Genomic DNA, 15,131 nt, shown 5'->3' with positions numbered 1-15,131 from the left:
TTAGAATTGAAATAAAGTTTTTAAGGATTGTCCTGGATCAGATTCTCGCATAAAAGCCTCCCCAATAAGAAAGGTATTCACATGATGATCTTGCATCAACTTCACATCATTCGATGTGAAGATCCCCGACTCAGTCACAATAATTTTGTCAGAATTTATATTTTTGATTAAATCAAAAGTTGTGTTTAGAGAAACATCAAATGTTTTTAGATTGCGATTGTTAATACCTAGAAGTGGTGTTTTTAATTGCAATGCTAATTCAAGCTCTTCTTGATTGTGCACTTCGACTAAAACATTCATACCTAAGTTAAGTGTAATTTCTTCAAGCTCTTGCATTAAGTTCAAAGGAAGCGCTGCCACGATTAAAAGAATACAATCAGCCTCCATCGCACGTGCCTCATAAATTTGATATGAATCCACCATAAAATCTTTACGCAATACGGGAAGACTGCATGCAGCTCTTGCTTCTTTTAAATAGTTAGCGTGGCCCTGGAAATATTGTTGATCTGTGAGTACAGATAAACAAGTCGCCCCGCCTTTTTCATAGGAGATGGCAATCTCTTTTGGATTAAAATGTTCTCGAATGACACCTTTGGAGGGACTTGCTTTTTTGATCTCAGCAATCACCGCTGCTTTATTTTTTGAGAGCTGTGTTTCAATCGCTTTTATAAACCCTCTGGGCTGAGATACATTTCTCGCTTCATCTTTAAGTTGATCGAGTGATTTAATTTTTTGTGACGCTTTAATTTCTTCAAATTTAGTTGTAATGATCGTGTCTAGAATATTAGCCATGGGATGCTACCTTCAATGCTTCTAGTTTTTTGAGTGATAAACCTTGATCAATGACCGATTTAGCTTTTTCAATACCTTCTTTTAAAGTGGAGGTAAGGCCGCTGACATAAATCGCAGCCCCTGCATTAAGAAGTGTGATATCGCGATGAGGTCCTTCGTGACCCTCTAATACATCAAGCATCATCGCTTTGGATGCATCGACATCTTCAACTTGAATCGTTTTAAGGTCTGCCATATTCAATCCAAAATCAGTCGGCTTAATAGTGAAGGTGGTGATCGATTTATTTTTAAGTTCGCTAATTCTTGTCCCACTCGAAATTGAAATCTCATCCATACCATCTTCACCATGCACGACCATCACATGTTCGCTTCCTAGTTTTGATAATACTTCCGCCATCGTTTCTGTGAGTGATGCCTCATAGACGCCTAATACTTGATGCGTCGCTGAAGCTGGATTAGCAAGCGGGCCTAAAACATTAAAAATCGTTCTCACACCTAATTTTTTTCGGACCGGTGCAGCATATCGCATAGCTGGATGAAAGTTCGGTGCAAACATAAAAGCAATACCAATATCATTCACAAGTGAGGCTACTTTTTCAGGAGTTAAATTCACATTCACACCCAAAGCTTCTAACACATCAGCACTGCCACACTTAGATGAGACTGAGCGACCACCATGCTTAGCTACTTTGACGCCCGCACTTGCAGCCACAATCGCACTTAAAGTCGACACATTAAACGTTTGAATACCGTCCCCTCCTGTGCCACATGTATCCACAAGATAGTTTTTATCTTGAATGTCGACCTGTTTTGCAAATTGACGCATGACGGTTGCTGCATCAAAAATATTGTCTGCAGTGATACCTTTTTCATTGAGCGCTAAAACATAAGATTCAATAATGTCATCACTTAATACACCTGACATTAAAGACTGCATAAAGTCTTTGACTGATAGTTCTTTTGAATCTATGTTAGCCATAAGTTTTTAAGAAATTATTTAATAGATCATGTCCATGTTCGGTGAGGACTGATTCAGGATGAAATTGCACGCCCTCAATGGGTAATGTTTTATGGCGCACCCCCATAATTTCTTCATCATCTGTCCATGCAGTGACTTCTAAACAATCAGGCAGCGTTGAGCGTTCAATCACGAGCGAATGATAACGTGTTGCTGTAAATGGATTTTTTAAATCTTTAAAGACACCTTGATCCGTGTGATGGATTTGTGAAGTTTTACCATGCATCAATGTTTTAGCATGAATAATTTTTCCACCAAAAGCCTGACCGATTGTTTGATGTCCTAGGCAAACACCTAGAATCGGGATCACACCTTTGAATGTATTAACAACTTCCAGAGAAACACCTGCCTCATTGGGTGTGCAAGGGCCTGGAGACAACACAATATATTGAGGATTCTTTTTTTTGATCTCATCAATCGTGATCTCGTCATTACGATAAACCTCAACCTCTTGTTTAAGCTCAGCCAAATATTGAACAAGGTTATAAGTAAATGAATCGTAGTTATCAATCATGAGTAACATAATTTATTTTCCTGATTGCACAATTTCTGCGGCACGTAATACCGCTTTTGCTTTATTTTGTGTTTCAACCCATTCATTATGCGGTACGGAATCTGCAACAATACCGGCACCCGCTTGTACATAAAGCGTTTTGTTTTTAATCACACCTGTTCGAATGGCGATTGCTACATCCATGTCGCCATCAAAACCTAAGTAACCGACTGCACCTGCGTAAATACCGCGCTTACTCGGTTCTAATTCATGAATAATTTCCATCGCACGTACTTTAGGTGCCCCGCTCACAGTGCCTGCTGGAAAAGTTGCTTTCAATACATCCATCGCATGCATATTAGGTTTTAATGTGCCCTCCACATTCGATACGATATGCATCACATGCGAATATCGTTCGATCGTCATATTATCTGTCACTCTGACCGAGCCTGATTGAGAGACCCGTCCAATATCATTTCGACCTAAGTCCATCAGCTGAACATGTTCTGCACATTCTTTAGGATCAGCTAATAACTCTTTTTCTAATTTTAAATCTTCTTCTTTAGTTTTACCGCGAGGACGGGTGCCTGCAATAGGTCTTACCGTGACTGTTTCATCTTCGAGTCTCACTAAAATTTCAGGGGATGCACCCACCACATGATGATCATCCATATGATAATAAAACATGTAAGGCGATGGGTTTAATGTACGAAGCGATTCATAAAGTGCTAATGGAGATGCTTCAAATGTTTGTGACATTCTTTGTGATAACACCACTTGCATGATATCACCTTCAAAAATATAAGACTTCGCTTTTTCAACAGCTTTCATAAAAGCATCTTCACCAAATTCAGAATGTGCTTCGATTTGATTTGATATTTGGGGCTTTTGAATTTCAATCGATTGATGAAGTTGATCATGAAGCTTATCTAATCTTTCAATGCCTAATGCATAGGCATGCTGAATGGATGGATCCGCATAACTCACAATAAAAATTTTACGCGCCACATTGTCAACCACAATAAGCTCATCGGACAACATGAGTAAGATATCAGGTACACCTAAAATATCTTTTGTTTTTTTATGCTTTAAACGAGATTCAATGTATTGAATCGTTTCATAGCCAAAATACCCCGCGAGTCCGCCCGCGAATCGAGGTAATTCAATATCAGCTGGCACTTTAAATTGAGTTAAATAGTCCTGAATAAAATCGAGTGGATTGTGTGTGACTTCTTTTTGAATGACTTTATTTTGATCAATGACTTCGATCACATGATCGCGAATCACAATTCTTTTTTTAGAGGGAAGTCCAATAATCGAATAACGACCAAAGCGTTCACCGCCTTCCACAGATTCTAAAAGATAAGAAAAAGGAAGGTTGGCTAACTTTTGATAAATTGATAAAGGTGTTTCATGACCGACATCAAAAGATTTCACCAATGGAATGAAATTAAATCCTTCATTCTTATAAGCATTAAATTGATCTGATGTGATTAAGGTAGTCATGATAGAAACATGAAGAAGCTATTTTTAAGCTTCTTCATGTTTTTTTAATTAAAGAGATGCAAGAGATGCGCGTAATGATTTCACCACGGTGTCGTAACGATTAGGATCGGTATCTTTACCTGCACCAAAAATAGCAGAGCCTGCCACAAAAGTATCAGCACCTGCTTTTGCAATGTCTGCAATATTATTCGCGTTCACACCACCGTCGACCTCTAACCAAATTTGACGGCCTGTTTTTTCATAGTAGGCATCAATTTTTTGGCGTGCGATTTTAAGTTTATTGAGCGTTTCAGGAATAAATTTTTGACCGCCAAATCCTGGGTTCACTGACATTAATAAGACCATATCAATTTTATCCATCACATGATCAAGATAATCGAGTGGGGTGGCTGGGTTAAATACCAAACCTGATTTACATCCTGAATCACGCACCAATGAAAGACTGCGATCAATATGCTCTGAACCTTCAGGATGGAAAGTAATGATATTGGCACCCGCTTTTGCAAAGTCAGGAATAATACGATCCACAGGCTTCACCATTAAATGCACATCAATGATAGCATCCGTCACAGGACGAATCGCTTCGCACACTAAAGGACCAATGGTTAGATTAGGTACGTAATGATTATCCATCACGTCAAAGTGAACGATATCAGTGCCTGACTTAATCACATCATTAATTTCTTGGCCAAGTTTCGCGAAATTCGCTGAAAGAATACTGGGGGCAATTCTAAATGTTTTATCCATATTTCTAGTGATCCCAAATGAAAGTTGAGTGAGATATTGTAAAATAGCTATTTTAACTCTTAAATGACGTGAAGCTAAAGCGTCGGATTAAGAATATTCACATGCAGCTTTATACCGTAGGCATTAACCACACCACTGCCCCTATTGCGATTCGCGAAAAAGTCGCTTTTGATCCTGATCATTTAAGTCAAGCCTTACTTGGCCTTATGGAGCATAAAGTCAGTGAAGCTGCCATTTTATCGACCTGCAACCGCAGTGAAATCTATGCTAAAGCCCGGGATCCTCAAATCATCATCGATTGGCTGTGTAAATATCACGATATCAAATTAAAAATGGTTGAATCTCATCTTTACGTCTATGAAAACCAAGAAGCGATTCAACATGCTTTTCGTGTCGCTTCAGGCTTAGACAGCATGGTCTTGGGAGAACCTCAAATTTTAGGGCAAATGAAGCAGGCCATTAAAACTGCTGAAAATACAGGTACTTTAGGCGTGCTTTTGAATAAACTCTTTCAAAAAACATTCTCAGTGGCTAAAGAAGTTAGAACTAAAACAGATATTGGTATGAGTTCTATTTCGATGGCAGCAGCTTCGATCAAGCTCGCTGAGCGTATTTTTGGGGATTTAAAAACTTCAAAAGTACTTTTTATTGGTGCAGGTGAAATGATTGAACTTTGTGCTGAGCATATTAAAAATAAAAAGCCTAAATCGATCACCGTCGCGAATCGTTCGCTTGATCGGGGTTTAGCTTTAGCTAAACATATGAAGGGTGATGCCTGTCTTATTTCAGAACTGTATGATCGCCTTCATGAGTTCGATATTGTTGTGAGTTCTACAGCAAGCCAATTACCAATTGTAGGTTTAGGGATGGTGGAACGCGCACTCAAAACAAGACGAAATCGTCCTATGTTTATGGTCGACCTTGCCGTCCCGCGAGACATTGAACCTGAAGTAGGGAACCTCAATGATGTTTATCTTTATACGGTCGACGACTTATCTCACCTCATTGAGGAAGGTTTAACAAATCGTCAATCAGCTGCGATTGAAGCTGAGAAGTTGATTGATGACCACGTCAAAGATTTCGCACAATGGTTAAAAACGCGTACCATCGTGCCTACGATTAAAGCGCTTCGTGATCATGCTGAAAGCTACCGCATGACTGAACTTAAAAAAGCACAAAAACTTCTTAATCAAGGTATGAAGCCAGAAGAGGCTTTAGAAGTATTAAGCAAAGCATTAGCGAATAAATTTCTTCATCATCCAAGCCAAGCGCTCAATGAAGCGCATGGTGAAGAACATGAACTTTTAACCAAAACATTAAAGAAAATTTACCCACTTAAAGACTAAATGCCATGAAACCCTCCATGCAAAAAAAATTAGCGGCATTAAGTGAGCGCATACAAGAACTCAACACTTTATTAAGCTCTGAATCCATCACGAATGATATGGATCAATATCGCAAGATTACTAAAGAGCATTCAGATATCACGCCTATTGTGGATGAATATTTAGCATATAAAAAAAATGAAGATAACTTAAATGAAGCACAAGCCATGCTTTCCGATCCAGAGATGAAGGAATTTGCGCAAGAAGAAATTGAGCAATGCAAATTAAAACTGGTCACCATTGAAGATAATTTACAAAAATTATTACTGCCCAAAGATCCAAATGATGAAAAAAATATTTTCTTAGAAATTCGTGCAGGTACCGGGGGTGATGAATCCGCTTTATTTGCAGGCGATTTATTTAGAATGTATTCAAGATATACGGAACGTCAGGGTTGGAAAATGGAAATTGTGTCATCCAGCGAATCTGAAGTCGGTGGCTACAAAGAAATTATTATGAAAATTATTGGGCATGGTGCTTATTCAAAATTAAAATTTGAATCAGGCGGTCATCGTGTGCAACGTGTACCTGATACAGAAACGCAAGGTCGTATTCATACCTCTGCTTGTACAGTCGCAGTATTGCCTGAAGCAGATGAAATTAGTGATGTGATTATTAATCCCGCTGAAATTAGATTGGATACCTACCGCGCATCTGGTGCAGGTGGTCAACATATCAATAAAACAGATTCGGCTGTCCGCATTACACATTTGCCCACAGGGATTGTAGTGGAATGTCAGGATGATAGATCACAGCATCGTAATAAAGCACAAGCAATGAGTGTCTTAGCAGCGCGCATTCGTGATGCACAAATTCGTGAACAACAATCTAAATTAGCATCCGATCGTAGATCTCTCATTGGTAGTGGAGATCGCAGTGAACGTATTCGCACATACAACTATCCTCAAGGCCGTATTACAGATCATCGAATTAATTTAACCCTTTATAAAATAGAAGCCATAACCGATGGTGATATGGAAGAACTCATTAATGCATTGTCCAATGAGCATCAAGCCGATCTTCTTGCAGGTTTTGCAGAGGATTAAAATGTGGCGACGCTTCGCGACGTATTAAAAAATACTGAGAGTAAACTTCACCAACACATTGCTTATTCTCTAGATGAAGCAAAACTTGAAGCGCGTTTTATTCTGGAATATGTTTTAAAGATGAGTCAAAAAGAAATCATCCAAGAAAATGATCGGCTGCTTAATGAAGAAGATCAATTACAAATTGAAAGCATCACAGAAAAAAGAATTGTTGGCATACCTCTGCCATACGTTTTAGGTGAATGGTCTTTTTATGGAAGAACATTTAAAGTCAATCGGAATGTACTGATTCCAAGAGCGGATACTGAAATACTCATTGAAATAGCGCTTTCTAAAATAAACGCGCGCGATACATTTAATATACTCGATTTAGGATGTGGTACTGGGATTATTGGCATCACATTAGCGCTTGAAAGACCGCTTTCAAAAGTGACCCTCATTGATCAATCGGAAGATGCTCTAAAAAATACAAGAGAGAATCTTGCGCTTTATCAGACATCTAATGTCACTCTGCAACAAAGTGATTGGTTTCATGCTTTAATCAAAAAAAAATTTGATGTGATCGTCAGTAATCCGCCTTATTTGGAAGAAAATGATCCGCATTTATCAAAAGGGTTAGAACATGAGCCCATTGATGCTCTCGTCTCAGGGCCTATGGGCATGAAAGCGATACAGCATATTATTGAAAACGCTAAAAATCACTTGAATATTGATGCGTGGCTTTTGATTGAGCATGGTTATAATCAAGCTGAAATTGTAAAAGATTTATTTCGAAAAAATGGCTATCAGCATGTTGAAAATGCTAAAGATATTCATGGTATTTATCGTGTCACTTTCGGACTATATTCAATAGTATAATCGTCAGCATGAGTGAAAAAAATTCAGTCGGTCTTGTCAAAGCAAAGTTTGCCCAATTTACAAAACCACTTCAATTAACGAGTGGTAAAAAATTACCGAGCTATGAACTCGCCTATGAAACTTATGGCACATTAAACGCCAAAAAAAATAATGCAGTGCTTGTCTGTCACGCACTCTCAGGTAACCATCATGTCGCAGGACGTTATAAAAAAGATGATAAATATCCGGGTTGGTGGGATAACCTCATTGGTCCTGGACGACCGCTCGACACCAATCGCTTTTTCGTTATTGGTGTTAATAATCTAGGCGGCTGTCACGGCAGTAGTGGATCTAAAAGCATCAATCCTAAAACGAAAAAACCATGGGGATCTGATTTTCCGATCGTCACTGTGGAAGATTGGGTCAACGCACAAGCGGGACTCTTAGATCAATTAGGTATTGAACGTTTAGCCGCTGTCATTGGTGGAAGCTTAGGCGGTATGCAAGCCATTCAATGGACGCTTTCCTATCCGAAACGTGTGCGTCATGCCGTTGTTATTGCAGCAGCGCCCAATCTTACTGCACAAAATGTTGCTTTTAATGAAGTCGCAAGACAAGCCATTATCACTGATCCTGATTTTTATAATGGGGACTATTACCGTTTTAAAAAGAAACCAAAGCGCGGTCTTCGTATTGCCAGAATGTTAGGCCATATTACCTATTTATCTGATGATGCCATGGGTATGAAATTTGGTCGCAAACTTAAAAATAAAAATATTGAATATTCTTTTGATGTGAATTTTGAAATGGAATCTTATTTGCATTATCAAGGTGATAAATTTGCTGAAGAGTTTGATGCGAATACCTATTTAAGAATGACGCGTGCATTGGACTATTTTGATCCAGCAAAAGATTATCAAGGTAATTTATCTAAAGCATTTAAAAAAGTAGAGGCCGAATTTTTAGTGGTTTCATTTACGAGTGATTGGCGATTCTCACCTCAACGCTCCAAAGAAATTGTAAAGGCACTTTTAGATAATGAATTGACTGTAAGCTATGCTGAAGTCACAGCGCAACATGGACATGATGCCTTCCTCATGTCAGATGCGCATTATCACGGCATACTCACAACTTACTTTAAAAAGATTGCGAATCAATTATGAGCGCACAATTTAGACAAGACTTTGCTGTCATTGCCAATTGGATTCCTTTTGGTGCCAAAGTGCTCGACTTAGGCTGTGAAGATGGATCGCTTTTAAAATTTCTAGAAGGCTCTTTAGAAGTCAAAGGTTATGGTATCGAAAAAGATGATGCACATTGGCTTAACACTTTAAAACAAGGTTTAAATGTGATTCAAATGGACTTGGAATCGGGGCTCTCTGGTTTTGAATCTCAATCGTTTGATGTGGTCGTTTTATCTCAAACGCTGCAAGCCATGCACAACACCGAAAAAATTGTGCATGAAATGCTAAGAGTCGGCAAAGAAGCGATTGTGACGTTTCCAAACTTTGGTTATTGGCGGCATCGCATTCAGCTCATTCAAGGTCAAATGCCTGTCTCTAAGAATTTACCTTATGAGTGGTATAACACACCCAATATTCATTTATGTACGATTAAAGACTTTGATGAGTTTTGTATTAAAAATAAAATTGGTGTGAAAGAGCGTCTTATTCTGACCCACGGTAAACCTATTCATGTCATGCCTAATCTCATGGGCGCATTAGCCATGTATCGTCTCGTTTCAAAATAATTTTTGATGCAACTTCGGAATCGATTCTGGCAAGGCATCTTTTCCAAAAAAATGTTGGTATGCATTTTTACAGGATTTAGTTCGGGCCTTCCGCTTTATATATTGATCAGTTTATTGCCTGCATGGTTAAGATCGCATCAGTTAGATTTGAAAGCGATTGGATTATTTGCACTCATTCAACTGCCCTATACATGGAAGTTTATTTGGGCACCTTTCTTTGATCGATTTACATGGTTGATGGGTCGGCGTCGTGGATGGCTGTTTTTTTTTCAATGCTTACTTTTAATAAGTATTCCCTTGTTGGGTTTTTATAATCCTGAAACTGATCTCACCATCATTGTTTTAATTGCATCGTTGATTGCTTTCTTAAGTGCGAGTCAGGATGTGGTCATTGATGCTTATCGACGCGAACTTTTACTCGACAAAGAATTAGGGTTGGGCAATGCCATTCATGTGAATGCATATAAAATTGCGAGTTTGATTCCCGGTTCTCTATCGCTCATCTTGGCAGATCATTTCGACTGGCACATAGTATTCATGATCACGAGTCTCTTTATGTTGCCGGGACTTCTTTTAACGCTTCTTATGAAAGAGCCCAAAGTAGCTAAAATAAAAAAACAGGATTTAACGACTTCACTCCTTTTACCTTTCCAAGAATTTATAGGTCGACATGGTTTAAGAAGCGCACTAACTATTCTTCTTTTTATTTTCTTTTATAAATTAGGGGATAGTATGGCGACTGCCTTAGCTACGCCTTTTTATTTGGATTTAGGATTTAGTAAAACTGAGATTGGTTTAATCGCAAAAAATGCAGGCTTATGGCCAAGTGTGGTTGGCGGTCTTTTGGGTGGTGTTTGGATGATGAAATTAGGCATCAACCGCGCATTGTGGCTTTTTGGTTTTCTTCAAATGATTAGTATTTTAGGTTTTGCTTGGCTCGCTCACATAGGTTACAGCCCAGAATGGTTAGCCCTTGTCGTAGGCTTTGAAGCTTTTGGGGTAGGTCTTGGTACGACTGCTTTCGTAGCTTTCATTGCCAAAACCACACATCCACTTTATACCGCAACACAGTTTGCACTATTCACAAGTTTGGCTGCAATTCCTAGGACGCTTGTCAATGCATCGACAGGTTATCTACAAAATTTTTTTGGTTGGGAACAGTTTTTTATACTGTGTTTTTTCCTTGCAATCCCTGGCATGGCTTTACTATACAAAATCGCACCGATTAAAAATTAAAGCTTATAGTCAATAATAAGTGGTGCGTGATCGCTAAACTTTTCATCTTTGTAAATAGAGGCTTCTAGAATCTGATCTTCTAGAGAAGGATGTGCAATTTGATAATCAAGACGCCATCCAACATTCTTAGCATAAGCTTCACCCCGATTACTCCACCAGGTATAAGAAGTGTCTGTCGTATCAGGATAAAGCTTACGATAAGTGTCAATCCAACCCACACTTTCAAATAAATCTGTCATCCATTGACGCTCTTCGGGTAGAAACCCTGAATTTTTTTTGTTGCCTTTATAATTTTTTAAATCAATTTCTTTATGTGCGATATTGATATCTCCACAAAGAATCATCGGCAAATTATCTAACATACGTTTTTTTAAATAAGGTAATAAATAATCCAAGACTTCAAATTTAAATGCTTGTCGCTCTTCACCACTTGAGCCCGATGGCAGATATATTGAAATGACACTTAAATTGTCATACATAAGTTCGAGATAGCGACCTTCGCTATCAAAAAGTGGAAGGCCTATTTCACGAATAATTTTTTTAGGTTGTCTTTTGGTGTAAATACCGACGCCGCTGTAACCTTTTTTTTCGGCGAAACTAAAATAGCCCTTATAGTCGCCATACGCTTTCATGTCTTGCGTTAAATCATTCTCATGTGCTTTGACTTCTTGCACACAAATAAAATCAGCTTCTTGTGAATCAAGCCATGAAAAAACGCCTTTATTCGAAGCGGATCGAATTCCATTCATGTTTAGCGTTATAATTCTCATCATTCATCTCTATCGATTTATCTATGGATCATTCAAGTCAAGAGTTTATCGAATTTGCCCTAAAAAAACAGGTTTTACAGTTCGGTCAATTTAAAACAAAAGCCGGTCGCTTAAGTCCTTACTTTTTTAATACAGGTCTTTTTAATGACGGTGAGAGCTTAATGAAGCTCGGAATGTTTTATGCCAAATCCATTGAAGCTTCAAACATTCCTTTTGATATGCTTTATGGTCCCGCTTATAAGGGCATTCCTTTAGTCACATCCATTGTGATTGCTTTTGCGAGCTTAGGCCGTAATGTGCCTTTCGCATTCAATCGCAAAGAAAAAAAAGATCATGGTGAAGGTGGTGTCATTATTGGAACGCCATTAAAAGGACAGGTGCTTATTGTAGACGATGTCATCTCTGCGGGCACTTCTGTGAATGAATCTGTAAATCTTATTTTAGAAGAAGGTGCTAAACCCTCAGGCATTGCTATTTCCATTGATCGAGAAGAAAAAGGGAGTAGCACACTTTCAGCTGTTGAAGAAATTAAGGCCACACATCACTTGCCTGTCTGCCACCTCACTTCTCTAAAAGAAATTATGCGTTATATTGAATCGAATGCAACATACGCATCGCATATGGACGCAATGCGCGCCTATCAAAAAGAATATGGAATTAAAACTTAGCTTAATTTTTTACGAAGGAGTTCGTTGACCTGCCCCGGATTGGCTTTGCCTTTAGAGGCTTTCATAATTTGACCTACAAGTGCATTAAACGCTTTTTCTTTACCTGATCGATATTCATCTATCATCGCCTGATTATTTTTTAAGACTTCATCAATCATGGTTTCAATAAGACCGCTGTCTGAAACTTGTTTTAATCCTTCAGATTCAATCAACGCATCAATGTCTAAATCTGGGTCGGTCCACAATTTTTCAAAAAGTTGTTTAGCACCATTATTTGAAATAGTGCCATCTTGAATACGTTTTAAAAGTAAACTCAAAACTTCGGGTTTTATCGGTGAATATTCAACCGATAAATTATGCTCATTCAATTTAGAAAATAATTGGCCTAAGATCCAATTTGCAATTTGCTTAGGCTCGGCACCTTCTTTTAAAGTAGCAAAAAAATAATCGGCAACATGTTTATCGCTTGTAATACCGGACGCATCATAGGATGACAATTGATAATCACGTTCTAATCTAGCCTTCATAAGATGAGGTAATTCAGTCATGCTTTCTTTAATCTGATGAATTTTTTCATCAGAAATTTCTAATGGTAAGAGATCGGGATCCGGGAAATAGCGATAATCATTAGCCTCTTCTTTAGAGCGCATCGCTTTTGTTTCCCCTGTTTCAGGGTTGAAGAGGACAGTCGCCTGTTGAATAGTTTGTCCTTCTTCTAACATCTCAATTTGCCATTGAGTTTCGAAATGAATAGCTTGCTCAATAAATTTAAATGAATTTAAATTTTTAATTTCGCGACGTGTACCTAATTTATCTGTACCCGCAGGTTTTACTGAAACGTTAATATCGCAACGAAAACTACCTTCTTGCATATTGCCATCACAAATGCCAATCCATTGCACTAGCTCATGTAATTTTTTTGCATAAGCGACTGCTTCAGCCGCTGAAGTCATATCAGGCTCAGAGACAATTTCTAAAAGTGGTGTACCTGCACGATTTAAATCAATGCCTGTGCCATTTTGAACCGCACCGTGTGATGATTTCCCAGCGTCTTCTTCTAAGTGTGCACGTGTAATACGCACTGTCTTTTTAATCTCACCTACTTCAATTTCAAGCGATCCTTTGCCAACCACCGGTAATTCATATTGGCTAATTTGATAGCCTTTAGGTAAATCAGGATAAAAATAATTTTTTCTTGCAAAAATAGATCTTGGCGCTATCTCGGCATTTGTGGCTAATCCGAATTTAATGGCGCATTGCACAGCTTCATAATTTAAAACAGGGAGTGTGCCAGGAAGCGCAATGGATAATACGCAAGCTTGTGTATTCGGTTCTGCGCCAAATGCAGTCGAAGCGCCTGAAAAAATTTTAGTTTTAGTTTGAAGTTGCACATGAGTTTCAATACCAATCACGACATCCCAGCTCATGAAAGCGCTCCTTCTGGAATAGCTTTATGCCAGTCAGTCGCTTTTTGGAATTGATGTGCCACATTCAACATGCGTGCTTCATTAAAATAATTGCCAATGATTTGTATGCCTACTGGAAGTTTGTTCACAAAGCCTGCTGGAATACTCATGCCTGGCAAGCCTGCAAGATTAGTCGCAATGGTATAAATATCTTGTAAATACATCGTGACTGGATCATCAATTTTTTCATTAGCTTTAAAAGCAGTCGATGGCGCAGTAGGTCCCATGATGACATCACATGATTGAAATGCTTTTTTAAAATCTTCAGAAATCAAATGGCGTATTTGTTGTGCTTTTAAATAATATGCATCGTAATAGCCTGCACTTAATACATAAGTACCAATTAAGATACGTCGTTTCACTTCTTCGCCGAATCCTTCTTGGCGGGTCTTGCAATACATATCCATAAGATCATCATATTGACTTGTACGATGTCCATAACGCACACCATCGTATCGTGACAAATTGCTCGAGGCTTCGGCAGGCGCTAAAACATAATAAACAGGAATCGATAAATTGGTGTTAGGCAAACTCACATCCACAATGGTGGCGCCCAGTTTTTTGTATTGATCAATCGCAGATTCAATCACTTTTGCAACGTCACTATCTAGGCCTTCTGCAAAGAATTCTTTAGGCAATCCAATTTTTAGGCCTTCGATCGGCTGATCAATATTTTTTGTGTAGTCTTCTTTTTTATGATCAATCGATGTGGAATCTTTGGGATCAAAGCCTGCCATCACATTCATCATCATGGCGCAATCTTCGGATGACTTTGCCATAGGCCCTGCTTGATCTAGACTTGATGCAAAGGCAATCATGCCATAGCGAGATACTAAACCATAAGTGGGTTTTAAACCTGTCAGTCCGCATAAAGAAGCTGGCTGCCTAATAGAGCCTCCGGTATCCGTCGCCGTAGCACCTGGACACATGCGAGCTGCAATCGCTGCTGCACTTCCACCTGAGCTTCCGCCTGGAACGCGCGTCAGATCCCAAGGATTTTTAACACCGCCAAAATAAGATGTTTCATTCGATGAACCCATCGCGAATTCATCCATATTAGTTTTACCTAAATTGATAGCACCTGCCTCATTAAATTTTTTCACAACGGTTGCATCATAAGGTGCTACAAAGTTATGAAGCATTTTAGAGCCACATGTCGTGAGCCAATCTTCTGCACAAAAAATATCTTTTTGCGCAATTGGGACACCTGTCAATACATCGCCTTCGCCTTTTTGAATCAATTGATCTGCAAGCTTGGCCTGCGTTAAAGAGCGATTTTCATCCACCGTAATAAAAGCATTAATCTCGGGGTTCTTTTTTTTGATGTGCTGAAGATAGTCGGTGGTAATTTCAACACTTGATATTTTCTTTTCCCTCAAAAAACTTGAGAGTTCTTTGATGCTCCAGTCTTCCATGA

Annotated in this window: 15 protein-coding genes; 7 read left to right on the top strand and 8 right to left on the bottom strand. The window is 38.7% G+C overall.

What is annotated here, in order from left to right; translation table 11 throughout:
- The 5 genes from trpC to rpe are packed head-to-tail and all read right to left on the bottom strand — an operon-like array spanning nt 1 to nt 4,556.
- Nucleotides 1-792: an indole-3-glycerol phosphate synthase TrpC gene (gene trpC / locus FIT61_RS00765; RefSeq protein ID WP_139882595.1), complete on the bottom strand. Its 792-nt coding sequence runs from the start codon at nt 790-792 to the stop codon at nt 1-3.
- Nucleotides 785-1,771: an anthranilate phosphoribosyltransferase gene (gene trpD, locus FIT61_RS00760; protein ID WP_139882594.1), complete on the bottom strand. Its 987-nt coding sequence runs from the start codon at nt 1,769-1,771 to the stop codon at nt 785-787. The genes trpC and trpD overlap by 8 nt, the downstream gene beginning before the upstream one ends.
- On the bottom strand, nt 1,764-2,333 hold the full coding sequence (locus tag FIT61_RS00755; RefSeq protein ID WP_139882592.1) for an anthranilate synthase component II: 570 nt from the start codon (nt 2,331-2,333) through the stop codon (nt 1,764-1,766). Before FIT61_RS00755 ends, trpD begins: the two co-directional genes overlap by 8 nt.
- Nucleotides 2,334-2,336: 3 nt before the next feature.
- Nucleotides 2,337-3,809: an anthranilate synthase component I gene (trpE, locus tag FIT61_RS00750; protein ID WP_139882591.1), complete on the bottom strand. Its 1,473-nt coding sequence runs from the start codon at nt 3,807-3,809 to the stop codon at nt 2,337-2,339.
- A gap of 48 nt (nt 3,810-3,857) precedes the next feature.
- Nucleotides 3,858-4,556 carry a ribulose-phosphate 3-epimerase gene (gene rpe, locus FIT61_RS00745; RefSeq protein WP_139872927.1) on the bottom strand — a complete coding sequence of 233 codons (699 nt, stop codon included), beginning with the start codon at nt 4,554-4,556 and terminating at the stop codon, nt 3,858-3,860.
- Nucleotides 4,557-4,657: 101 nt separating this feature from the next.
- On the opposite strand from rpe, the gene hemA reads away from it, so the two are divergent.
- Genes hemA through FIT61_RS00715 form a run of 6 tightly spaced genes read left to right on the top strand, consistent with a single transcriptional unit; the run spans nt 4,658 to nt 10,810 of the window.
- A complete protein-coding gene (gene hemA, locus FIT61_RS00740; protein WP_139872926.1) occupies nt 4,658-5,902 on the top strand; it encodes a glutamyl-tRNA reductase in 1,245 nt (414 codons plus the stop codon).
- Nucleotides 5,903-5,907: 5 nt separating this feature from the next.
- Nucleotides 5,908-6,987: a peptide chain release factor 1 gene (prfA, locus tag FIT61_RS00735; RefSeq protein WP_139882589.1), complete on the top strand. Its 1,080-nt coding sequence runs from the start codon at nt 5,908-5,910 to the stop codon at nt 6,985-6,987.
- Between the two features lie 3 nt (nt 6,988-6,990).
- Complete coding sequence (gene prmC, locus FIT61_RS00730; RefSeq protein ID WP_139882587.1) at nt 6,991-7,845, top strand: peptide chain release factor N(5)-glutamine methyltransferase; 855 nt, start codon at nt 6,991-6,993, stop codon at nt 7,843-7,845.
- A gap of 8 nt (nt 7,846-7,853) precedes the next feature.
- Nucleotides 7,854-8,987: a homoserine O-succinyltransferase MetX gene (gene metX, locus FIT61_RS00725; RefSeq protein ID WP_139882585.1), complete on the top strand. Its 1,134-nt coding sequence runs from the start codon at nt 7,854-7,856 to the stop codon at nt 8,985-8,987.
- Nucleotides 8,984-9,574 (top strand): methionine biosynthesis protein MetW, encoded by a 591-nt coding sequence (gene metW, locus FIT61_RS00720; protein WP_139872922.1) that lies wholly within the window; start codon nt 8,984-8,986, stop codon nt 9,572-9,574. Before metX ends, metW begins: the two co-directional genes overlap by 4 nt.
- A gap of 6 nt (nt 9,575-9,580) precedes the next feature.
- Nucleotides 9,581-10,810 (top strand): AmpG family muropeptide MFS transporter, encoded by a 1,230-nt coding sequence (locus tag FIT61_RS00715; RefSeq protein ID WP_139883901.1) that lies wholly within the window; start codon nt 9,581-9,583, stop codon nt 10,808-10,810.
- On the opposite strand, the gene FIT61_RS00710 is transcribed toward FIT61_RS00715, so the two are convergent.
- On the bottom strand, nt 10,807-11,580 hold the full coding sequence (locus FIT61_RS00710; protein WP_139874018.1) for an exodeoxyribonuclease III: 774 nt from the start codon (nt 11,578-11,580) through the stop codon (nt 10,807-10,809). The two genes, FIT61_RS00715 and FIT61_RS00710, sit on opposite strands and share 4 nt — an antisense overlap.
- Before the next feature lie 23 nt (nt 11,581-11,603).
- On the opposite strand from FIT61_RS00710, the gene pyrE reads away from it, so the two are divergent.
- Entirely contained in the window at nt 11,604-12,248 is a 645-nt protein-coding gene (pyrE, locus tag FIT61_RS00705) for an orotate phosphoribosyltransferase (protein WP_139872921.1), read from the top strand.
- On the opposite strand, the gene gatB is transcribed toward pyrE, so the two are convergent.
- Together gatB and gatA are read right to left on the bottom strand one after the other, a co-directional pair.
- Nucleotides 12,245-13,675, bottom strand: a complete 1,431-nt coding sequence (gene gatB, locus FIT61_RS00700) for an Asp-tRNA(Asn)/Glu-tRNA(Gln) amidotransferase subunit GatB (protein WP_139882583.1) — start codon at nt 13,673-13,675, stop codon at nt 12,245-12,247. The two genes, pyrE and gatB, sit on opposite strands and share 4 nt — an antisense overlap.
- Nucleotides 13,672-15,129, bottom strand: a complete 1,458-nt coding sequence (gatA, locus tag FIT61_RS00695; protein WP_139872919.1) for an Asp-tRNA(Asn)/Glu-tRNA(Gln) amidotransferase subunit GatA — start codon at nt 15,127-15,129, stop codon at nt 13,672-13,674. The genes gatB and gatA overlap by 4 nt, the downstream gene beginning before the upstream one ends.
- Nucleotides 15,130-15,131: the final 2 nt, after the last annotated feature.

Source organism: Candidatus Methylopumilus rimovensis (genome assembly GCF_006364615.1).
Taxonomy (GTDB): domain Bacteria; phylum Pseudomonadota; class Gammaproteobacteria; order Burkholderiales; family Methylophilaceae; genus Methylopumilus; species Methylopumilus rimovensis.
This window is presented reverse-complemented; position numbering and strand designations above follow the sequence as displayed.